Origin of the sequence: Aeoliella fuhlenseeensis (assembly GCF_052161615.1) — a bacterium.
In the GTDB taxonomy this organism is placed as follows: Bacteria; Planctomycetota; Planctomycetia; order Pirellulales; family Lacipirellulaceae; genus Aeoliella.
In genome coordinates, this window is sequence record NZ_CP197417.1 from 1,741,964 (window position 1) to 1,762,722 (window position 20,759).

General features: G+C 61.2%; 14 protein-coding genes. 6 read left to right on the forward strand and 8 right to left on the reverse strand.

The genetic code is table 11. From position 1 onward, the window contains the following. The first annotated feature begins 492 nt into the window (after positions 1 to 492). Positions 493 to 2,799, forward strand: a complete 2,307-nt coding sequence (locus tag SH292x_RS06725) for an FHA domain-containing protein (protein WP_442484821.1) — start codon at positions 493 to 495, stop codon at positions 2,797 to 2,799. Here SH292x_RS06725 and SH292x_RS06730 read toward each other — a convergent pair. Continuing rightward, complete coding sequence (locus SH292x_RS06730; protein ID WP_442484822.1) at positions 2,796 to 3,809, reverse strand: sugar phosphate isomerase/epimerase family protein; 1,014 nt, start codon at positions 3,807 to 3,809, stop codon at positions 2,796 to 2,798. The genes SH292x_RS06725 and SH292x_RS06730 overlap by 4 nt on opposite strands. Before the next feature lie 81 nt (positions 3,810 to 3,890). After that, positions 3,891 to 4,247 (reverse strand): preQ(1) synthase, encoded by a 357-nt coding sequence (queF, locus tag SH292x_RS06735; RefSeq protein ID WP_442484823.1) that lies wholly within the window; start codon positions 4,245 to 4,247, stop codon positions 3,891 to 3,893. Positions 4,248 to 4,400: 153 nt separating this feature from the next. On the opposite strand from queF, the gene queC reads away from it, so the two are divergent. Further along, the gene (queC, locus tag SH292x_RS06740; RefSeq protein WP_442484824.1) at positions 4,401 to 5,105 is read left to right on the forward strand and encodes a 7-cyano-7-deazaguanine synthase QueC; all 705 of its coding nucleotides are present in this window, start codon (positions 4,401 to 4,403) and stop codon (positions 5,103 to 5,105) included. Between the two features lie 32 nt (positions 5,106 to 5,137). Continuing rightward, a complete protein-coding gene (locus SH292x_RS06745; RefSeq protein ID WP_442484825.1) occupies positions 5,138 to 5,824 on the forward strand; it encodes a 7-carboxy-7-deazaguanine synthase QueE in 687 nt (228 codons plus the stop codon). Positions 5,825 to 5,911: 87 nt separating this feature from the next. Here the strand turns inward: SH292x_RS06745 and SH292x_RS06750 are convergent, their stop codons facing one another. From SH292x_RS06750 to purD, 3 genes are all read right to left on the reverse strand, one after another. Beyond that, positions 5,912 to 6,910, reverse strand: coding sequence for a hypothetical protein (locus tag SH292x_RS06750; RefSeq protein ID WP_442484826.1), 999 nt, complete (start codon positions 6,908 to 6,910; stop codon positions 5,912 to 5,914). 143 nt (positions 6,911 to 7,053) lie between these two features. Continuing rightward, on the reverse strand, positions 7,054 to 10,407 hold the full coding sequence (locus tag SH292x_RS06755) for an FtsX-like permease family protein (RefSeq protein WP_442484827.1): 3,354 nt from the start codon (positions 10,405 to 10,407) through the stop codon (positions 7,054 to 7,056). A 248-nt stretch (positions 10,408 to 10,655) separates the two neighbouring features. Further along, complete coding sequence (gene purD, locus SH292x_RS06760) at positions 10,656 to 11,930, reverse strand: phosphoribosylamine--glycine ligase (RefSeq protein WP_442484828.1); 1,275 nt, start codon at positions 11,928 to 11,930, stop codon at positions 10,656 to 10,658. 453 nt (positions 11,931 to 12,383) lie between these two features. Between purD and SH292x_RS06765 the strand changes: the two genes are divergently transcribed. Then, positions 12,384 to 13,169: a hypothetical protein gene (locus tag SH292x_RS06765; protein WP_442484829.1), complete on the forward strand. Its 786-nt coding sequence runs from the start codon at positions 12,384 to 12,386 to the stop codon at positions 13,167 to 13,169. Next, positions 13,166 to 14,470: a c-type cytochrome gene (locus SH292x_RS06770; protein WP_442484830.1), complete on the forward strand. Its 1,305-nt coding sequence runs from the start codon at positions 13,166 to 13,168 to the stop codon at positions 14,468 to 14,470. The genes SH292x_RS06765 and SH292x_RS06770 overlap by 4 nt, the downstream gene beginning before the upstream one ends. 960 nt (positions 14,471 to 15,430) lie before the next feature. Here the strand turns inward: SH292x_RS06770 and SH292x_RS06775 are convergent. The 3 genes from SH292x_RS06775 to SH292x_RS06785 all read right to left on the reverse strand — a co-directional run bounded on the left by SH292x_RS06775 (position 15,431) and on the right by SH292x_RS06785 (position 18,147). Further along, positions 15,431 to 16,945 (reverse strand): sulfatase family protein, encoded by a 1,515-nt coding sequence (locus SH292x_RS06775; protein ID WP_442484831.1) that lies wholly within the window; start codon positions 16,943 to 16,945, stop codon positions 15,431 to 15,433. Positions 16,946 to 17,014: 69 nt separating this feature from the next. Continuing rightward, positions 17,015 to 17,521, reverse strand: coding sequence for a hypothetical protein (locus SH292x_RS06780; protein ID WP_442484832.1), 507 nt, complete (start codon positions 17,519 to 17,521; stop codon positions 17,015 to 17,017). A 206-nt stretch (positions 17,522 to 17,727) separates the two neighbouring features. Then, positions 17,728 to 18,147 carry a hypothetical protein gene (locus tag SH292x_RS06785; RefSeq protein ID WP_442484833.1) on the reverse strand — a complete coding sequence of 140 codons (420 nt, stop codon included), beginning with the start codon at positions 18,145 to 18,147 and terminating at the stop codon, positions 17,728 to 17,730. A 540-nt stretch (positions 18,148 to 18,687) separates the two neighbouring features. Here SH292x_RS06785 and SH292x_RS06790 point away from each other — a divergent pair. Next, a complete protein-coding gene (locus tag SH292x_RS06790) occupies positions 18,688 to 20,748 on the forward strand; it encodes a carboxy terminal-processing peptidase (RefSeq protein WP_442484834.1) in 2,061 nt (686 codons plus the stop codon). Positions 20,749 to 20,759: the final 11 nt, after the last annotated feature.

The following is a 20,759-nucleotide window of genomic DNA, read 5'->3' on the forward strand; positions in this document are numbered from 1 at the left end:
GAACGGTAAATAGTAGTATCACCGCCCGAGGGACACGCGTTTTCCGCGGCTTCTGGGGCAGTTACGGTAACTATAGTACGCAACCGAGGAATGAAAGGTTGTCGAATCGTGGTGTTTTTACCGCCTGGCTCCGTACAGAGAGAACAATCGCCAAAAGCCCTGTTTTTGTACCGTCATTTGGGTATGCCTCCTGCGGAAGTGCCGGTCCTTGAACTCCGGCGGAGAGACGACCACCAGGCAAGACACCTTGGTGGACGAAACCCCTCGGAAGAAGTATGGCAACTCTCCACCCTCCAATTCGGCAGAATCGTTCTCGGCGGATGAGCCGGATCACGCTGAATGGCGAACTTTAGTTTGAGAGGCATAGGTTTTTGACCAGTTGGGTGCTGCGAGCTAGACCTAAGCAGCTATTGTTCCCCGAAAAGTGCTAGCGGAACTCCCCTCCGCAAGCACCAGAGAACAGCCAACGTATCGCCCCACGCCCAACGTCGCATGACCGCCAACACCCTGACTCGACGAACCACTTCGACCGACGCAGCCACCTGGGTGCTTCGCCGCGCCGACGGCATTGGCTGGGACTTCGCCCTCACCGGCGACAAGGCCACGATTGGCAGCGGGCAGAGTTGCACCGTTAGGCTGATTGATCGCGGTGTCCGCCCGCTTCACTGCTTGGTAACCAAGGGCCAACATGGGCTCACCGTGCGTCGCTGGTCGGACGACACCTTGCTCAACGGCGAGGTCTTCACCGAGGCCACGCTGGTACCCGGCGATCGGCTGACCATCGGACCAGTGGACCTGTTATTGGAATACAATGGGCCGGAGCCCGCCGAGGAACAACTGTACTCGGCACCGATAAGCAAGTCCGCGGAACCGGAAGCGACGGTCGCAGAGGTTGCGAATCAAGTCCAAGAACTGCTTGCCGCGCCCAAGGTTGCGAGTGTTCCCGCAGAAAAGCGATCGGACACCAACCGCCAGCGGGCCAAGCAGTTGGTGAACATGGTTCGCCACGAGCGAAGCGAGCGCGAGCGGCTGGCAATGGAGATTGCATCGCTCGAAAGCCGACTCGCCAGCACCGAAACCGAGCGCGAGCGACTGGTGTTCGAGCGCGACGAACTCGCCGGACGTCTTGCCTCGCTGACCAGCGAAATCTCGCAAGTCCGCGACGAAGTCCGCGCCCTGTCCGCTTCGCATCACCAGCGCGAGCAATCGCTGGAGAACCGTTTGTCGGAACTCGAACAGCAAATCGCCGATCGCGACTCGCTGGTGATCGAGCTGCGCGACGAGCTCACGCGGCAACGACAAGAGGCAACCGAGCAGTTCCGCGGCGAAGTCCAACCGGCCGAAGCGACCAGAGAGCTATCGCCGACCGAGCCAGCCCCGATTGCCGACCGGGCGACCGAACTGGACGGCGAAGCGGAGGTCATCGCCAAAGCCGAGAAATTCGTTGAGTCGGCCACTATCGACTGGTGGAAGGACGCGCCGCGGATCGAACTGCCGACGCGGCCGAGCGAAGAGTCTGACTCTACCTTCCAACTGTTGCCGCAAGGCGATGGACCGATTGACGATTACCTGCCGGTGGAAGTAGGGAGCCGCGAACTCGACCACCACCCGATCGCCGACCCGCCTTTAGCTGAAAGTGAGTCGGAACCCGAAACCGAGCTCGACTCACTCCAGCCAGAATCGTTGTGGGACATCGAGGTTCAATCGCCTGCCATTCGCGAGAGCGAGCCGGTGAACGCCGCCGAAACGTTCGCGCCGGAGCTTGAAGTCACCTCGATCGTCGAATCCGAACTTGATACGCCTGCCTCCTTCGATCGCGGCCAGTCCCCGGACGCTGAGCCTGTTCGTAGTGAGCAGGACCTGTGGGGTCGGCTGTCGTCGCTGCGGGCCGAGGCGTCCGAGCGCTTGCACTACGAGGTCGAGCACCCCGAAGCCGTAACCGAGGCGTCGCACGACTTCTGGGCCGCACCGCCGGTGGAGAGTGAAGGAGGCGAAGAGGCACCTTCGGAGCCACACCGCGAAGGGGCAAGCCTTTGGTTGCCCGAAGCGCCTGTCGAAGCCGAAGCGGAGACCGCCACCGACGAAGCTGTGACAGAGGTCGAAATACTAGCGCCCGTGAAGCGCGAGGAGCCCGTTTCGTTCATCGAGAAGTACAAGCACCTGCTCGACGAAGACGACTCGACCCCCGCCCCCTCGGTGCCCGTCCACCGCGAGCCCGAGCCGGTGGCGATGCCGGCGCCGAAAGCCGAGCACCACGACGACGAGTCGATCGAAGCCTACATGGAAAAGATGATGGCCCGCCTGCGGGGCGAGCCTGCTGGTCCCACCTTGATGGGCGATAAAAAGCAGCTTGAGGCCCAAGCCGCCAAGCAGCAACAGCAGGTGGTTGCCGAGGCGCAACCCGTGGTGCTAACCCCGGTGGTGCCGGTCAAACCTCTGGAAAATCTACACGAGATCAAATCGGGGCCCACGCCCGAGCATGCGACCGACATGTCCATGCTGCGGGACTTGGCGAACAACTCGGCACGCGAAGCGATCAAGATCGCCCACTCCCGCCGGCAGCGCGAACGGGCCGGCTCGAACCTACTGATGTGCCTCATCGGCTGCGTGTCGGGTGGCTTCCTGGTGTGGGCGTCGAAGGGCCAAATGGGCATGCCGCTGTACGCGGGTGCCGGGGCGATCGCCGCCGCCGGTTACTGGGCGATCCGCTGCGGCCGCGCGTTGCTCGCACCGGGGCAGCCCAAAGCCGATCGCCGCCAAGTGGAAGTCACCACCGAAGCAGCGCTGCCGATTCGCTAGAACCCTCGGGCGACGACAATGTCGTCCCACTCGCGGACATCGTAGGCAACGCCAACGTAGTCGAGCACGCGACGCAAGGCACGCAGGGCGACGCCCATGCCATCGGGTCCGCTGAACCCACCGAACTGCCCGCCACCCTTGAGGTGCGGCTCGAGATCGAGGAACACGCCGGGAATGCCACGCCGCTTGAGCTTCCGCTCGAGCTTGGGCAGCATCTCCTTGAAGTCGTCCATGATGCGAGTGTGGCCCGAGTCGCCAATATCGGCGGGGACGAAGTTCTTCAGCTTGTCCTCTTCAACGTGGCCCGTCTTGCCGCTCATCGACGGATCGCGGTAGTCCTTGATGTGCATCCAGCCGATGCTCGGCTTCATCGCTAGGTATTCCTGGAACACTTCGTCGGTCGACATCCCTTGGCTCACCAAGTTGCCGCCATCGAAAATGGTGACCATCGCGGGGTGGTTCACCTTGCGATGCAACTCGGCGAGCAAGTGGCCGGTTTGTCCGACAAGATTCGCCTCGACTTCGAGGCCAAACGTCAGATCGCTGCGATGGCAGAGCTCGGCGATCTCACCGAGTTGATCGGCTGCCTGATTGACGTATTCCTGCGGATCCGAGCCCTTGGGGTGGTAGAAGCTGAACCCGCGGATCAACTTGGTTTCGAACGCGTGGGCTAGTTCGCATGCCTTGGCGACTTCGCTCTTCAAGTACCTCTTGAAAGGGACGTAGCGATTCTTGGTTCCGTCGCTCTTGTCTTCGAGCTTCACCTTGCCGATGGGCGAACCAATCGAGGCAACGTTCATGCCGTACTCGCTCTCCAAATGGCGGAGCTTGGTGATCTCGCCCTTGGTAAGCTGCATCACGTTCTTGATGCCGCTGCCGACGTCCACGAAGCGAAGGCTGTAGTACTCCAGGCCAATCGCGGCGAACGCGGCGAACTGCTCGACGGCCGTCTTGTGAATGGCCGCTTCGTCGGCGAAGCCGGAGAGGATTACGCGAGGTTGGTCAGCCATTCGATTCCCGAGGGGTAATTTGCCAGGTTTTTCTGGTGGATGCGTGGTCGTTGGGACAAGCAGCGGCACGCGCCGCCCGTACTACATCGCCGAAGTGTACTGCGAGGTAACGGTTTCGGTGATTCCGCCGCGGGCATTGAACGCCGCTACGATCTTCATCCAGCGTGGTCGGCTCACCGCTACGAGGTCGTCGAGCATCGTGTTGGTCACGTGCTCGTAGTAAATGCCCTGGTTGCGAAAGCTCTGTAAGTACATTTTCAGACTCTTCAGCTCGATGCACACCTTGTCGGGCGTGTACGAGATGGTGATCGTGCCAAAATCGGGCTGACCCGTTTTGGGACAAACCGACGTGAACTCCGGGGCCACGATTTCGATCTTGTAATCGCGGTCGGGGAACTGATTTTCAAACGTTTCGAGTAGCTGACGATTTTCGGACATTGAGGTACCTCTCCTTTCAGGCGACCGGCCATTTTGGCATGATGAACCCCAAGGCGAAAGGTGCCGCAATCTGCGAGTCTAGTCGCTTGGCGGCCGACTGTGCTCCGAATTTCCCGAGCGTTCCCCCGTTTAAACTGAGATTCGGAAAACCCGATGTCCGCCGCTTCCCACCCACCAAAAGCAGTCGTCTTGCTCTCCGGCGGTCTCGACTCCGCCACCACCGCCGCCATCGCCCGGCACGAGGGCTTCGAACTCTACGCCCTGAGCGTCGACTACGGGCAGCGGCACCGTTTCGAGCTCGAATCTGCTGCTCGGGTGGCCCAGGCTGTCGGAGTTCGCGAGCACAAGACTGTTGCAATCTCGCTCGACGCCTTGGGTGGAAGCGCCCTTACCGACGACATCGCCGTCCCGCAGGACCGTGACGCGGAGTCGATGGCGGGTGGTATACCAATCACCTACGTGCCGGCCCGGAATACGGTGATGCTTTCGCTGGCCCTTGGGTACGCAGAGGTTATCGGGGCGGCGGATCTGTTCATCGGCGTCAACGCGGTGGACTATAGCGGTTATCCCGACTGCCGGCCCGAGTACATTGCGGCGTTTGAGACCCTGGCGAATCTCGCCACAAAAGCGGGCGTCGAGGGGACGCTTCGTTTCCGAATCCACACGCCGTTAGTACAATGGACGAAGGCCCAAATCATCACGCGGGGCACCGAGCTCGGAGTTGACTATAGCCTAACGCACACGTGCTACGCGCCAAATGACGAAGGCACGTCGTGCGGTCGCTGCGACGCCTGCCAGCTCCGTAAGAAAGGCTTCGCCGAAGCCGGCCTCGAAGACCCGATTGCCTACCAAACCTAAACGCTTACAGCTTTGAGCTAACAGCTCGATCAATGCGAATTGCTGAAATCTACAAGTCGACGCAGGGCGAAGGGTTGCTCACGGGCATTCCGAGTGTGTTCGTTCGCGCGAGTGGGTGTAACTTGCGATGCTGGTACTGCGACACGCCGTTTGCGTCGTGGATGCCCGAGGGAGTGGATCTCGGGGTTGACGAAATCATCGCCCAGATCGACGAGTGGGATTGTCCTCACGTGGTGATCACGGGTGGCGAGCCGATGCTGTTCGCGGAACTGATTCCGCTGTGCCAGGAACTGCGGCGACGCGGTCGGCACGTGACCATCGAGACCGCCGGTACGCTGTTTCTTCCCGTCGAGTGCGACCTGATGTCAGTGAGCCCGAAGTTCGCGAGCTCTGCTCCCGACCGCCAGAAGCACCACCGCTGGCACCATCGCCACAACGAAACACGCCATCGCCCCGACGTCGTCCGGCAGTTGATGGAGCAGCACACCTACCAGTTGAAGTTCGTTGTCGACTCGCCCAACGACTTGGCCGAAGTCGAAAGCTACCTGGAAGCCATTGCCCCGGTGGACGCCGACCGCGTGCTGCTCATGCCGCAAGGGGTCGAGCAACCCGAGCTCCTCCACCGCGAAGAATGGCTCCGGCCCTACTGCCAACAGCACGGGTTCGTCTTCTGCCCCCGCAAGCAAATCGAGTGGTTCGGTGCGATCCGCGGGACTTGAGGTTTCGTTTTTTTCTTCAATAGCCGGAGGCACACTTGCCTCCGGGAATTCCCGGACCGCGTGGCGGTCCGGCTATTGAATGAACCTCTAGTTCGCCTTCGCAGGAGGCGCGCCCTTTGGCGCGAACACCAGCACCATCGCCGAACCCGCGATCGCGAGGATCAATCCCGCGAGGAAGAACCCCCCCAAGTTGCCGAACGCCCCCTTGTGATACGTGTCGAACAGCACGTTCACCACCGGCGCGCCGCCGAAGATCAATGGCATCACAAACACCGGTTTGCCACCAAAGTTAAACGCCATGATGATGCCGAGCGCGCCAAGCGCTCCAGCGGCTCCCGCGGCGAGACTCCACGCGGTGCCAGCGAAGTTGTACTCGCTTGCCTCTTCAAACGCCGGCATCAAGAGCAGAATGTTCGGTACGACCACAGCGATCACAAAGTACGCGAGACCAACACACAGTAGCGGCCGCAGTCGACTGTGATCCATCGCGGCTTGTCCTTTGTGCAGCACGGGACCATAAGCCCCCCAACACACGATCACCGTGGCGATGGATAGCAACTGGAGGAGAAAGTTAAACGAGAAGAAGTCGACTTTGGCTGTGGTGGCTGCGGGATTGAAGGCCAGCACGGTTACAGCCCCGATCAGCACGATGATGAGTCCGGCCAGGAACAGTGGGCCGACTTCCTTCGTGCGCTTCGCCCAGTAGATGGTCAGGAACGAATTGACCACCGGCGCCCCGCCAAAGACGAGCGGCATCACGTAGATTGGTTTGCCATCGAAGTTGAACGCCATGATAATGCCCAGCGCGCCAATCGCGCCAAGAGCACCGCCGGCGAGACTCCACAAGATGCCGGTCGTTGACCAATGCCCCTTCTCGCCCTTCAGCCACAAGATGGCCGCCGGAACGATCACGCCAATTAGGAAGTACGCTAGACCAACGCACACAAAGGGCCGGAGGCGGGCATCGGGACGATCGCCCGTGCCGATGTACATGTCGTGCTGCCCAAAGTGCAGCACCGGACCGTAAAGCCCCCAGCACAGGATGGTGACGGCGAACGAGGCAATGACTAGCAGGAGACTACGCATGAACGGCAATCGTTAGGTGGGATAAAGGGCAGGGGGGAAGGCCCCAATTTAGTCGAACTGACCCAGATGGGCCACAGCGCTCAAACTCAACGCAGTGAATAGCCCCGACCAAGCCTGGTCGGGGTCGTGGGCGAAATCTCTGCCTAATCCCCTCGCAGCGCCGGCAATATGGCTTGCCGCAGTGCTCCCCGCGTCGCGAGCCACGTCGCCAAGACGCCCACCAGCAGCACGATGGCCAGAAGTCCAAGCATGGTCTGCCACGGCACCGAAGTCTGCTGAACGCCGAGTTGCGGCAGTAACGCTAGTGCCGCGGCCGCGCCCCCCAAAGCGAGCCCCAGGAGCAATAGCGCGAGATTTTCCAGCAACACCATCGCCACGACACGGCCCCGCGAAAACCCGACAGCTTGCACCAGCGCGAGCTCGCCACGGCGTTCGAGCACATTGCGAAGCTGCACGACAGCAAGGCCGATCGTGCCCAGCAGCAGCCCCAGTCCGCCAAGCGACTGGAACGTTGAGAGGTACGTATTCTGCACAGCGAGGAAACCAGCGAGCCGCTCGTCGGTCGAGGTCGCCGCGAAGCCGTAATCACCGAGTCGATTCTCAAGCATCGTATCAAGCGTAGTATCGAGTGGCGACTCGTTCTGTTCCGTCTTGTCGCGGATCAGGAACAACTGCGAGCCCGATTCGCCAGGGAACAGTCGGCGAAAGTTCGCGTCGCTCACGAGCAGGTCGCCCTGCAAGATGCTGTTCTGTAAGAGCCCGACAACTTCGACGGTCACCTGCTGGTCGTCGCCATCACGAACGACAAGCTGCGAGCCCACACCGCCGGTCAGATGCAGACTGTACATAGCCGTGTTGAAGTCGAGCACCACCGGCACAATCGGTCGATCGCGATCATCCACGCCCAGGTCGACATCGAGATCGGGCACGGGGCGCTCGTGATTAAGTTTGGCCGTCCACGCGAAACCCGCGAGCACGCGATCCGCATCGCGAACGCCAAGGATCCGCGGCTGGGCGGTGCGGTAAAGGTTCAGGCAGCTCGCGTCCTCGCCGCCGTGAACCCGCAGTGACTCGACCTGACACTCGGCGAGTTGGTCCATTTCGGCGTCGCGGAAGCCGAGTTCGAGCTGGCCATCGCTCGTCCCCAGATCGTAATGCAGCGGGGCAGCACTCGTGGCGTACCACGCAAAACCACCGGTCCCCGCTTCGGTCGGTGCGAGGCGGAACGCGCTGATGGCTAGGAGCAGAAAACTTGCCGCCGCGACAAGCCCCACGGTTAGCGTGCTGCGTCCCGGACGCCGGGCAAGGTTCGCCACGGCAAGTCGGACCAGCGACAGCCGCGTGACGTTCGACCGCGCGGAGGCCATGTTTTGCCAGTACCGGCGAACGAGCCCGAGCATGCCAGCGAGTGCGAGGGCCCCGACGCCGAAGAACGCGCCGGCCTGCGCTTCGCCTTGCTGCGTGGCACCGAACGCGCCGAGCACCACCGCACCCACCAGCGCGAGTTCCGAGAGTCGCCAGTTGCGGCGCTTGCCGGTCGCGCGCGGGGTCGCTTCGTCCATTGTCCCGGCGAGCAAACCTCGTGGCGACTGCCGTACGATACCTCGGAGCGTCCACCAAGTGGTTGCCCACGCCGTGAACAGCCCCAGCAGCAAGCCAATCACCAAACTCCACGGTCCAACGTGCAGCTCCAAGAACGGCGCGGCAATCGCCGCTACCCACAGCGTCTTGAGCCCCGTGATCATCGCCCACGCGTACGCGATGCCGAGCACGACACCCACTAGCGCGCCGACGACCGCCACCAACATTGCTTCGCGCGAAAGCAATTGACGAGTGCGTTTGGGATCGAAGCCAACCGCCGACAGCAGTCCGATCTCTCGCGCCCGACTTTCCATTCCCAAGCGAAACAGAAGCACCAGGAGCATGATCGCCGCGGCGATTAAGAACATACTGAAGCCCAAGAACAGCCCATCGAAGGGCGTGGTTCCACTGGCGGCAGCGAGGCCCTGCGCTTTCACCGGCAGGAAGACAAAGCCAAGCTCCGCCGGTTCGACCGACTCGCTCAGTCGCTGGGAGACGCCTTCTACGGTGTTGGTGGTGTTCGCTGGCAAACGGAGCATACTCACGTCGCCCCACCGCGTGCCCCACAATTTGCGTCCGAGTTCGAACGACACGAACGCCTTGGGGGTCGCTCGATGCTCGTCCCAATAGTCCTCGTCCGCCCGCGAGATCGGTTCGGTGAGCTCGAACGGCAAGTCCCAGTCGGCGATCGACTCCTGATCGGTCACTCCTTCGAGCTGCGGCGTGAGGTTCGGATCCGCTGCACGCGTCGCCTTGCCATCGCGTGCCAAGGGCACGATCGCTCTGACGGTTAGCTCCAGCGGCGGATCGTGTTCACGCAAATTGCCATGCGTGCTCTCGGGTTCGTAGTAGCGAATCGTCACGATGTCGCCGATCTTGGCAGCGAGCTGCTCGGCGGCCCAATCATTGAGCGCGATTTCGTTCTCGGCGAGCACGATCGGGTTGCCCTCGTCGTCGACGAGCGGTCCGAGCTCTTTCGCAGAATCGATTCCCACCACGGTGGAGTACGAAATCGACTTGTCCCCCACCCGCATCGTATTCGCGAGGTACGTAGCGAGTGGCTGCAATTGGTCGTTCTCGAATTCACGCTCCGCGGCTTTCATCACTTGCGGCGGGATGACCATGCCTTGGGCCGCAATCTGCATGTACTCGCCATCCGCGTCGTGTCGCTCCACCGACAAACCAAGGTCGTCGAGCGTTGGTCGGAAATGATCGTCCAGCCACTCGCGAGCCGAGGCGTCCGTGGCCTGCGTGATCGAGTCGCTGGTCACAAGAATCGCGTTCGCGCGACCTGGTTTGTCGATCGCGTTCGCGAGCACATCGAGTGGAATGAACACCGCGCGGGGTGGTCGCTGCGAGGGCTGAAGTCCGAAACGCGCCAGTCCCTCGTCTGGGAGCACCCCCGCAACGCGTTGCCGCTGGCCCGCCACGGTATCGACCTTCTCGCCCAGCGGACTGTCGGCGGGCACTTCGGACACCAGCGGCAATTGCAGGACGATTTCGTCACCCGCTTTCACGCCCAGGTCCGCAGCGACCTCGCGCGTGAGCCACACCCCCTCAGCCGCAGGCGTGGCTCTGAGATCCCCATCGCCGGCGGACCAAAACGCGTCCGTTACGCCGAACAGATCGAGTTCACTCGCCCGTCGTGTTTGATCGTCCACGCGAGCGGTCGCCGAACCACGCAGGACTAGTGCGGGCAGCGCGGCCGCAAAGTGCTGGTCGAAACCCTCGGTCGCCGACAGTTCGTTCGCGAGTTCTGTACGGAACAATCCTGGCGTGACGAGCGCTTGATCGATCCGCCCCAGCCTTTGCAGCGTGAGGTCACGCAGGCTGCCGCGAACCGAGTCGCCCACCACCAGCGCCCCCGTGAGCACCGCCGTCGCCACCGCCACCGCCGCCCCCACCGCCAGATGCATCCGCCAGTGATGCCGAAGATTGGCCAGGATGTAGCGGAGAGTGTTAATGTGTGGGTCCTTACAAGGAATCAGTCGCGGATCTACGCGAATCGAAGCGGAGGCTCACGGATTCAGGACGTCAGGAACTTAGGCGCGAATCCGCCGCAACTCGACACGTGCTTGTTAGCAAAGATTTGGATTGTCTCAATTGGCCAAGTTCCTATCCGCGCCCATCCGCTTCATCCGCGCAGATCCGCGACGAATTCCTGTTAGTTAATCGCCTTGTCCGAGATGTCCTTCCGGCACCACGCGCCTTCCCAGCGGATGCACTTTACGGCTTGGTACGCGGCGAGTTTCGCCTTGGCGATCGTGTGGCCGAGCGCCGTGACGCCGAGCACTCGGCCGCCCATGTTGACCACCTGGCCGTCGATGTTCGATGTACCGGCATGGAACACTTTGACGTCGGGCAGGGCTGCGGCAGCTTCGAGTCCGCGAATCGGATAGCCCTTTTCGTAACTGCCGGGGTAGCCTTCGCTCGCCATCACCACGCATACCGCGGGGCGAGGATCCCATTCGATCTCGCCGATCTCGTCAAGCCGCCCATCGACCGCCGCGTCGATCACTTCCAACAGGTCGGTCTTCATGCGCATCAGCAGCGGCTGGCACTCGGGATCGCCGAATCGCACGTTGTACTCCAGCACCTTGGGGCCGTGTTTGGTGAGCATGATGCCCGCGTACAAGATTCCCTTGAACGGCCGCCGCGAGCGCTTCATCTGATGAATGGTTGGCACTAGTACGGTCGCTTCGACATCGGCGAGCAGCTTGTCGCTCACCATGGGCGTGGGGCAATAGGCACCCATGCCGCCGGTGTTGGGACCTAGATCGCCATCGTACGCCGCTTTGTGATCCTGTGCAGCGGGAAGCGTGATGATGTTGCGGCCGTCGGTGATTGCAAGCACGCTGGCCTCCTGGCCCACTAATCGCTCCTCGATGACGATCTGCTTCCCTGCGTCGCCAAACTCGCGATTGCCGGCGATTCGCTCCACCGCTTCGAGGGCCTCAGCACGGTTCTGGCAAACGATCACGCCCTTACCCGCCGCGAGCCCATCGGCCTTCACCACCACCGGATCGTCTTCGCGTTCCGTTAGGTAGTGCGTCGCGCTCTCGATGTCGCGGAACACACGGTAGTCCGCGCTAGGCACATCGGCCGTTCGGAGCAGGTTCTTGCAGAACACCTTGCTCCCTTCGAGTTCCGCCGCGGCCTTCGAGGGTCCGAACGCGCGAAGGCCCGCTTTTTGCAACGCGTCGACCATGCCCGCCACCAGTGGCGCCTCGGGGCCGACGATTGTGAGCCCGATGTCGTTCGACTTGGCGAACTTCACCACGCCGGGGATGTCGGTCGCCTGAAGGTCGACGTTCACGGCATCGATCGCCGTACCCGCGTTGCCCGGTGCGACAAACACCGTGCCAGCCCGCGGGCTTTGCGAAATCTTCCACGCCAGTGCGTGCTCGCGGCCACCATTGCCTACAATCAAAACGTTCATGCGTCGGAAAAACTCAGGGATTCGAGGTGCAATTGTGTAATTCTAAACCTTCGCCAGCAGGTCCGAAACCCACGCGATTTCGGCAGCAGAAGCCGCAAGTGCGACGTTTTGACCCGTAGCCGCCGACCCGCCATTGAACTAACCTCAAAGTAGGTGGGTTTTGGGCCACGGATCGCCATGGATGAAACACGAATCGAACAGCAGGAAAGTCCGCGAACTGAGGATGCGGAAGTATGGAACAGAAGGGAACTAAGGGAACGAAGAGGACCAACTAGATAACGTCTTCGTTCCCTTCGTTTCCTTCTGTTAGAATGCCTGACCGCCACTTCTAAACTTTCGATGGATGAATCGGTGTTTCATCCGTGTCGATCCGTGGCTCTAAAAACTCGAACCCATCACACTTCTCTGTTCTCTCCGTTTCCTCCTGTTCAAAACCACTGAGCCATTCGAAAGATGAAACGACTTCCAATACTTCTGTGCTGCTGCGTTGCGCTCGCCATTCCTTCGATTGCTCGCGCCGACGAAGGGTGGGGGACGCTTTCGGGGCGGGTGGTACTGAAGGGCGAGGCGCCGAAGCTGGCGAAGCTCGATACCTCGAAGGACCAGTTCTGCTGCACCGCCGATCCGCAGAACGAGAGTTTGAAGCTCGGCAAGGATCAGGGCATTGCGAACGTCGTGGTGTTTCTCAAGCCCGCGCGTGGTGAGAAGGTCGCCGTGCATCCCGACTACGCCAAGTCGCTCGGCGAGCCGGTGGAGTTTGACAACAAGGGTTGTGCGTTCACGCCGCACGTGGCGCTCGTGCGAGTGGGGCAGCCGCTGGTGCTGAAGAACACCGACACCATCGCCCACAGCATCAAGGCCGAGCTCGCGGACGACTCGTTCAACTTCATGCTCGCTCCCGACGCGACGCAGAAGCTGGAGTTCAAGGACGAGCAGCGCCTGCCGCGTCCCGTGGCGTGCAGCATACATCCCTTCATGCGCGGATGGCTCGTGGTCCGCGACGATCCGTACATGGCCGTCACCGACGCCGATGGTAACTTTACCATCGAGAACCTCCCCGCCGGCGAGCATGACTTTGTGTTCTGGCACGAGCGACCTGGTTATCTCAAGGACAGCGCGTCGGAAACCGCCGAGCTTGATCGACGCGGTCGTGTGAGCGTGGAAATCAAGCCGGGCGAGAAGACCGACCTCGGCACGTTGAGCGTGGATGCGGCACAGATTGCGAGCGAGAGCGAATGATGGATCGTGTTGTTTACTCGACTCATTCTTGGAAAGCTTGTGTTGCGATCCTGCTCGCAGCGATGGCTGGCGGCTGCACGTCCGGCACGCCCGAATTCGAGCCGAACACGCTGGCGATGGCGGAAGTGGAGCTTGCTCCCGCGTACGCCGAGCAGATTGAGCAAGCATTGGCGGACTTGTTTGGGACGCCTGACGAACCACGGGTTCCTCCGGGGACAAAGTTAGATTTGGCGAAGCTGCAAATGGCGGCGGGGCAGGCGGGGTACGTAAAAGATGACGAGGGGCGTGAGTATCAGCAGCGTGGGCTCTATCGCCAGCACTGCGCCAGTTGCCACGGCACGACGGGCGATGGGCTTGGCACGGCGGCTGCGGTAATGGAGCCCTACCCGCGCAACTATCGCCCCGGCACGTTCAAGTGGAAGTCGACTTATCATTCGGCGAAGCCCACGGACGAAGACCTGCGTCGGGTGATCGAACAAGGAGTTCCCGGCACCGCGATGCCCTCGTTCGCGCTGCTCGACGACGAGCAAACGGACTCGCTTGTGGAGTACGTGAAGTACTTGGCGATGCGGGGTGAGGTAGAACGTGAACTCATAGAAGTGGTCGCGGACGAATTTGATTACGATCCGCGGACAGGGGAAGTGGTGGATGCATTGGATCCTGCGAAGAACGAAGAAGACCAGGAACTAGTCGAAGAGATCGTGGCGGGAGTGGTGGAGTCGTGGCAGCAAGCTGGCGAGCAGGTGGTGGAGCCTTCGCCGGAGTTCGTCCCGAGCGAGAACCGCACGCCTGAGGAGATCGCCGCTTCGGCGAAGGCGGGGGAAGCGCTGTTCTTGTCGCAGCGAGCGAAGTGCACAGAGTGTCATGGTCAGCCAGCGACGGGAGTGGTGATTAAGGAGCTCGATGATTGGAATCGTGCGGTGTACGACTTCGACAACAGCACGGCAACGCTCGCCGCGCAAATTGATCGCCGGACGGCGGAACTTGCGAAGCTCGGCGAATCGCAGCGTGCTCGGGCGAGCGAACGCCTCGAGCTCGATCGGCGGCAGTTGTCTGAACGGGAGCAAGTTGCCGCGACGCTGTTGCCGCCGCAACTCGTGCGTCCTCGTGACTTCGAGGAAGGAGTGTTCCACGGCGGGAGCGATCCCGTTGATCTATTCCGCCGAATCCACCAAGGCATCGCCGGCACTCCCATGCCCGCGTCGGGTTCTCCGCGCCCAGGAGTTGCAGGCGGCCTGAGCGAAGAGGAAATCTGGCAACTGGTGGACTACGTCCGAACTAGGGCAGGCTACAACAACTAGGCGAGCGGGGCCCGTAAGGGCCGTGGTGACCTGAGTCCCTTAACTCGCTCACCACCTCGTACGAATAAAGTCGCACTTTCGCCATTATTTCATTGGGTGCGACTTTATTCCTCGGCGGCCAACTCGTGGGCGTCAAAAAGTCTCGTGTTTTCTCGGGCGAAGTCATCGTTAGCTCGCAGGGCTGAATTGAGTAATGTCGCAGGGGTAACCCGCAGGTGCGACTTTACTGGGGCGGAGGGCGTGTAGGCCGGATCAAGCTCCGCGCCGATCCGGCGCTTGGCGTGTCGAAGTTGTGGTCGCTTGGCAAGTCGCTGACGCGAAGCGCGTAGCATGGCCGCCTCGTCCGTGTGGTGGGATCGAGTGCGACGTAGGACACGGCCGGGGCGGCCATGCTACGGGGGTTACTCAGGGACGAGATTCTTCGGTCGCTTAGGCTCCCTCAGAATGACATGAGGATTTGGAGTTATTCGATGGCTTCGTTTCTCCTTTGTTTTCCAGCGTTAATTGCCGTATCGGCGCGGAGCTTGATACGGCCTACTTATATGTACAGGGATCAACCTACCATGGGCGCGAGTACTTTCTAGTCACTTCTTGGGACATTTGTACATTTTCTCGAAATAGTTTTCGGACCGGCAATTCCGCGCAAAATGTGGAAATAAGTGGTCAGTTGATGGCAGCCGCGGAGCGGTGAAAGCGCATAGCCTGGGGCGCGAGCCCCAGGTTGGAATAGCACCGCGACACAACGAGCCGCGGAGCGGCGGCAGCGGATTGTTTTAAAGAGCTGTGCGATTTCCAATATCGCGCCGGGAGCGAATCGTTGAATTGAATCCATTTCGATTGCTGAAACGCGCTGTCGCCACTCCGTGGCTTTCGACCCTGCGGTAGCATGTGGACCCGGGGCTCGCGCCCCGGGCTATGCGCTGTCGCCGCTCCGCGGCTTAGGCACGCGGCGCGACCCCTTTACTTCACTTCCGGTTCGTTCGACGTGACTTCGAGCTCAGCGCGGAGGTTGGCGAGTTTCTTTTCTAGCTCGTCGCGAATCTCGGCGTAGTTGGGGTCGTTGTACAGGCTCATCAGTTCGTGGGGGTCGTGTTCCAGATCGAACAGCTCCCATTGGTCGAGGTCGTAGTAATGGATCAGTTTGTAGCGGTCGGTGGCGACGCCGTAGTGGCGGGCGACGGTGTGCACCGCCGGAGGGCCTTCGTAGTAGTGGTAGTAGAAGGCGTCGCGCCATTTGTCGACCGGTTCGCCGCGGAGCAATGGCGCGATGCTGGCGCCTTGCATGTCGCTCGGCACCTGGACGCCCGCGATGTCGAGGAACGTTTCGGCGAAGTCGAGGTTCGACACCATGCGTTTCTCGACCGAGCCCGCCTCGGTGACACCGGGCCAACGCACTAGCAGGGGGGTGCGGAACGATTGCTCGTACATGAAGCGCTTGTCGTACCAGCCATGCTCGCCGAGGTAGAAACCTTGATCGCTGGAGTAAACGACGATCGTGTTGTCGGCGAGTCCATGCTCTTCGAGGTAGTCGAGCACCCGGCCGACGTTGTCGTCGACCGAGGCGATGCAGGCCATGTAATCCCGCATGTAGCGCTGGTAGTTCCAACGAGTTTTGTCGTCCCCCTTAGGTGGGTTGGCCATGTACGCGGCGTTTTCTTTGGCGTAGGCGGCGGTCCATGCTTTGCGCGTTGCAGAGTCCATGAGCTTGAGTTGCTGCTCGGTGTACGGTGCACCTTTGGGCCAAAGTTTCATGTCCTCCATTGGCCGCATGTCGTCGCCGACGCGCATGGTGGCATCGGCGGCGGCGTCCGAGCGATGGCGGTAGTCGTCGAACAGCGTTTCGGGCTCTTCGAACTGGGTGCCCTCGTACTTTGCGACGTGCTTGGCGCTGGCCATCCACTCGCGGTGCGGCGCTTTGTGCTGGAGCATCAAGAGAAATGGTTTGGTTTTGTCGCGCGAGTCGACCCACGAGAGGGCTTCGTCGGTCACGACGTCGGTGACGTAGCCCGGTATCACGCGACGGCCTTCGGGCGTGTTGAACACGGGGCTGTAGTAGCGACCCTGGCCTGGCAGAACCATCCAGTGATCGAAGCCCGTAGGGTCGGAGACCAAGTGCCACTTGCCGATCATCGCGGTTTGGTAGCCGGCCTGTTGCAGGAGCTTGGGGAACGTCTGCTGGCTGCCATCGAAACGACTGGTGTTGTCGTAGAAGCCATTCTTGTGGCTGTACTTGCCGGTGAGGACGCACGCGCGGCTGGGGCCGCAGATGGAGTTGGTCACGACGCAGCGATCGAACCGCATGCCTTCGTTCGCGAGGCGATCGATGTTGGGGGTGGTGTTGCGCTTCGAGCCGTAGGCGCTGATGGCTTGGTACGCGTGGTCGTCGGAGAAGATGAAGACGATGTTGGGGGGCGAAGCGGCACTGACAGTACTGGAGATGGCAACGAGCGCAGCGAGTAGGTACTTGGTTTTCATGAGGAGAGTCCGCTCTGAGGAATGACCAATTAAGAAGGACCAATGACCAATGGGCCTGCTGCCCACCGCCTACTGCCCACCACCCACTTCTAACTCGCCGATCGGCTCGAGGTGTTTGGCGTAGCGGTGGACGGCTTCGCGTGGTTCCATGTTAAACAACACGCGGCCTGCTGTGGACCATTGGCGGCCCTGCCATTCGAGCAGGGCGGTGGCACACCGCAGGTTGCTCACCGCGGCGACTTCTTCCATGCCCCCTCCGATCACGGCTTCGAAGGCCACGGTGATGCGGACGAGGGCGTAGAGTTCGCCATTGGCTCGATCGCGGGCGAGGAGGGCTCGGTCGTCGAAACGGGACTTCGTCCAAATCAATCCGCGAGGTTTGCCGGTGGCGGCGGCGGATTCGAGGAACAGCAGCTCGAGCTGTTCCCACTGGCGGGGCAGTGCTTCGCGGGCAGCGTCGAGCTTGTTGCTCCACGCGCGGCGTCCCCAAACGCCGCGCAAGAGCCACGCAGCGATTAGCAGCAGGACGATCGTAAAGAAGCAGAAATAGACGAACACCAAAACCCCGGCAAGCAATCGAAGGACTGCCTGGAGCTTACCGCGCCGGAGGGGTCGATGCTATTCGCCGGAGGACTTGTGAAGTCTTTCCAGGGACGGCCGGACGGCTTGCGCCGTGCCGCTAGGAGGGATGGGCGATGGTTAGCGGAAGGGCGCGAGCCCTCCGGCGGTGTGGGGTTCTCGCGCAACCGTGGCTAGCGCCAAAACGGCTAAGAGGATTTGCTTTATGGCAGGCGTGGGGCGGATTCCGACGGCGATGGGGGTTCGGGCAGGAGCGTGGGCTTGTTGGTTTCGTAGGGAAGCTGCGAGGGGGCGAACTGAGGGCCGGCGGGCATCAGTTCGCTCGCTCCGAAGTGGTTCGCGGAGTAAAAAGAATCCTCCACGCCGTATCCAGCGAATCCCCCGGCGCATTGTGGGCATGGCGCTTGAGGGGGATGGGCCACGCGCTGGACGCCCGGGCTGGCGGGCCACGATTTCCAAGTGGGTCCCAGGATCATCGGCGCGTGGTAACCGGGCCCGAAACCGTAGCCCATGTACTGGCACGGGGTCGACGGGACGTGCCAGCGGCCGGCCGCGTGGCAGGTGGTTGTCGGCAGCGTGCCTACGACGAGCAGGGCGGCGAACGCGGTGGCGAAGTGTCTCATGGCCGATGGGCTGCGAACGGGGGAAGTTGGCGGTGTCTCGATTCCGCGGGGATCGTTGATTGCATCGGCAGCACGCGGTGTTCGGCCCGAGTGGTGGGTGGCTCGGAAAGTCGAAATTGGCGGAACTAACTTCGGCGGTCGCGGTTAGAGAAGATCGCCGGGCGCTCCTGCTGTGGGAATAAGCATGCCGGCGGAACAGAACCAAGCTAGAATTTCCTGCGTAAGGAACGCGGGTGCAAGCATCTGCGTGTTGCAGAAGCAGGGCGAGTTAGCTCGATCTTGCCGCTTGCGTAGAATACAGCTATTATGCGATAAGTGCCGAAATCCGAGCAACTTACGTCGTTAGGTTGCACGTCGGCCCCTGTTAGGAACGGCCACTTTTAGAAACCAGCCGACATGCTGTCACCGGCTCATCCGGGGGTTACGTCGCCGAAAGGCGCTGTCGTTGCCCCCGAATCTGTACCGATAAGGCTTACGGACTCTCCTTACGACTTGCCGCTGGCCGCCTCGGCCAGATCTCAACATTTAGGATGTTAGACCATGCAGCACACTCTCGCCGCACGCCCCATCATCGCTAGTTTGTCCCTTGGCCTTGCGGCCCTGGTGCTGGCTGCCCCGGCCCTCTCGCGTCCGACCGAACCTTCCGCGACCGATCGTCAGATCGCGCTGGCGGTGTCGCTGTTGATGGAGAAGCAACACATCGCGCAGAAGCGTCTGGACGACCAGGCCTCGGAGCGGTGCCTCAACTCACTGCTGAAGATGCTCGACCCGCTGAAGTTGTTCTTCATGCAGGAAGACGTCGACCAATTCATGGCCAGCAAGCACCAACTGGACGACCACGTGCGGAGCGGCAACATCAAGATGGCCTACACCATCTTCAACCGCTTCCTGGAGCGCGTGGACCAACGCGTCCAGATGGCGCTAGAGCAAGTCGATGCCGAGCACGATTTCACGTTGAAGGAAGACATGATCCGCGACGCCGATACGTCGGTGTACGCGAAGAACGAGAGCGAAGCCCTGGATAAGTGGCGTCGCCGGGTGAAGTACGAGATGCTGAACCTGCTGGCCGACGACATGGAAGCATCCGAGGCGAAAGAGAAGCTTCGCCGTCGTTACACGAGCCTCGAGAAGCGCTGGGAACAGACGAACAACGACGAGTTGCTCGAAATGTACCTGACTGCCATGACCACGGGCTTCGATCCTCACTCGACCTACATGGCCCCCAGCTCGCTGGACAACTTTGAGATTCAGATGCGTTTGAAGCTGGACGGTATCGGGGCATCGCTCCGTAGCGAAGACGGCTACACCAAGGTGCACCAGATCATCAAAGGTGGTGCGGCCGATCAGGATGGCCGGTTGAAGGAAGGTGATGAGATTGTCGGCGTCGGACAGGGTACCGACGGCGAGATCGAAGACATCATGGACATGAAGCTGAACGACGTGGTCGATCGCGTCCGCGGCAAGCGGGGCAGCGTAGTCCGTCTGGAAGTTCGTCCGGTGGACAATCCCAAGGACCGTGAGATTTACACCATGACGCGTCAGGAGATCAAACTGACCGAGAGCGAAGCTCGTAGCGTCATCATTCCTTGGGGTACCAAGGCCAACGGCCAGCCCTACCAAGTCGGCGTGATTTCGCTTCCTAGCTTTTACATGGACATGGACGCCGCTCGTGCTGGCGATCCCAACTACAAGAGCACCACTCGCGACGTGCGTCGGCTGCTCAACGATTTCAACGCCAAGGGCGTCGATGCCGTGCTGGTCGACCTACGGTTCAACGGCGGCGGTTCGCTGACCGAAGCCGTGAACATGACCGGCCTGTTCATCGACAAAGGCCCCGTGGTGCAGGTGAAAGGTCCCGATGGACGCGCTCAGCCGTTCGTCGATCCCGAAGCCGGCATGGTGTGGTCGGGTCCGCTCGTGGTGCTGACCAACAAGTTCAGTGCCTCGGCTAGCGAGATTTTCGCAGGTGCGATGCAGGACTATCGCCGAGGTTTGATCGTCGGTGACGACGCCACCCATGGTAAGGGTACCGTGCAGCAGTTGTACGACGTGGCTCAGCTGTTGTTTAGCATTCGCAACGACATGAACCTCGGTGCGATGAAGCTGACCATCCAGCAGTTCTACCGCCCCGATGGCGATAGCACCCAGAACCACGGTGTGGCTGCCGACGTGATCATTCCGTCGCTGACCTCGCACCTGGATGTCGGCGAGTCGGACCTCGACTACGCCCTGGCGTTCGACAAGATCGGTGCCCTGAGCCACGACGTGTACCAGATGGTGGACACCAACACGGTCGGTCAACTCCGCGATTCGTCGAAGGCCCGTATTGCTAGTTCTGAGGACTTCGCCAAGGACCTGAAACGCATCGAACGGTTCGAAGCCCAAAAGGACAAGAAGACCGTCACGCTGAACCAGGAAGAGTACCTGGCGGAGCTGGCTGAACTCGACGCGGACAAGGAACAAGAGGACGCGTTCGAAGAAGCCACCAGCAACGACCGCCCCGTGTTCGACATGGAAGATCACTACAACAAGGAAGCCCTGGCGATCCTGATCGATTACCTGATGCTGCTGAAGGACAACCGCGTCGCCATCGCGCGGTAGTCACCGGCCAT

What these genes read in the sequence shown, in the direction of transcription:
- SH292x_RS06755 (WP_442484827.1), bottom strand. Translation starts at nt 10,407, where the DNA reads ATGCATCTGGCGGTGGGGGCGGCGGTGGCGGTGGCGACGGCGGTGCTC.
- queC (WP_442484824.1), top strand. Translation starts at nt 4,401, where the DNA reads ATGTCCGCCGCTTCCCACCCACCAAAAGCAGTCGTCTTGCTCTCCGGC.
- SH292x_RS06750 (WP_442484826.1), bottom strand. Translation starts at nt 6,910, where the DNA reads ATGCGTAGTCTCCTGCTAGTCATTGCCTCGTTCGCCGTCACCATCCTG.
- queF (WP_442484823.1), bottom strand. Translation starts at nt 4,247, where the DNA reads ATGTCCGAAAATCGTCAGCTACTCGAAACGTTTGAAAATCAGTTCCCC.
- SH292x_RS06745 (WP_442484825.1), top strand. Translation starts at nt 5,138, where the DNA reads ATGCGAATTGCTGAAATCTACAAGTCGACGCAGGGCGAAGGGTTGCTC.
- SH292x_RS06765 (WP_442484829.1), top strand. Translation starts at nt 12,384, where the DNA reads ATGAAACGACTTCCAATACTTCTGTGCTGCTGCGTTGCGCTCGCCATT.
- SH292x_RS06775 (WP_442484831.1), bottom strand. Translation starts at nt 16,945, where the DNA reads ATGAAAACCAAGTACCTACTCGCTGCGCTCGTTGCCATCTCCAGTACT.
- SH292x_RS06725 (WP_442484821.1), top strand. Translation starts at nt 493, where the DNA reads ATGACCGCCAACACCCTGACTCGACGAACCACTTCGACCGACGCAGCC.
- SH292x_RS06770 (WP_442484830.1), top strand. Translation starts at nt 13,166, where the DNA reads ATGATGGATCGTGTTGTTTACTCGACTCATTCTTGGAAAGCTTGTGTT.
- SH292x_RS06730 (WP_442484822.1), bottom strand. Translation starts at nt 3,809, where the DNA reads ATGGCTGACCAACCTCGCGTAATCCTCTCCGGCTTCGCCGACGAAGCG.
- SH292x_RS06785 (WP_442484833.1), bottom strand. Translation starts at nt 18,147, where the DNA reads ATGAGACACTTCGCCACCGCGTTCGCCGCCCTGCTCGTCGTAGGCACG.
- SH292x_RS06790 (WP_442484834.1), top strand. Translation starts at nt 18,688, where the DNA reads ATGCAGCACACTCTCGCCGCACGCCCCATCATCGCTAGTTTGTCCCTT.
- purD (WP_442484828.1), bottom strand. Translation starts at nt 11,930, where the DNA reads ATGAACGTTTTGATTGTAGGCAATGGTGGCCGCGAGCACGCACTGGCG.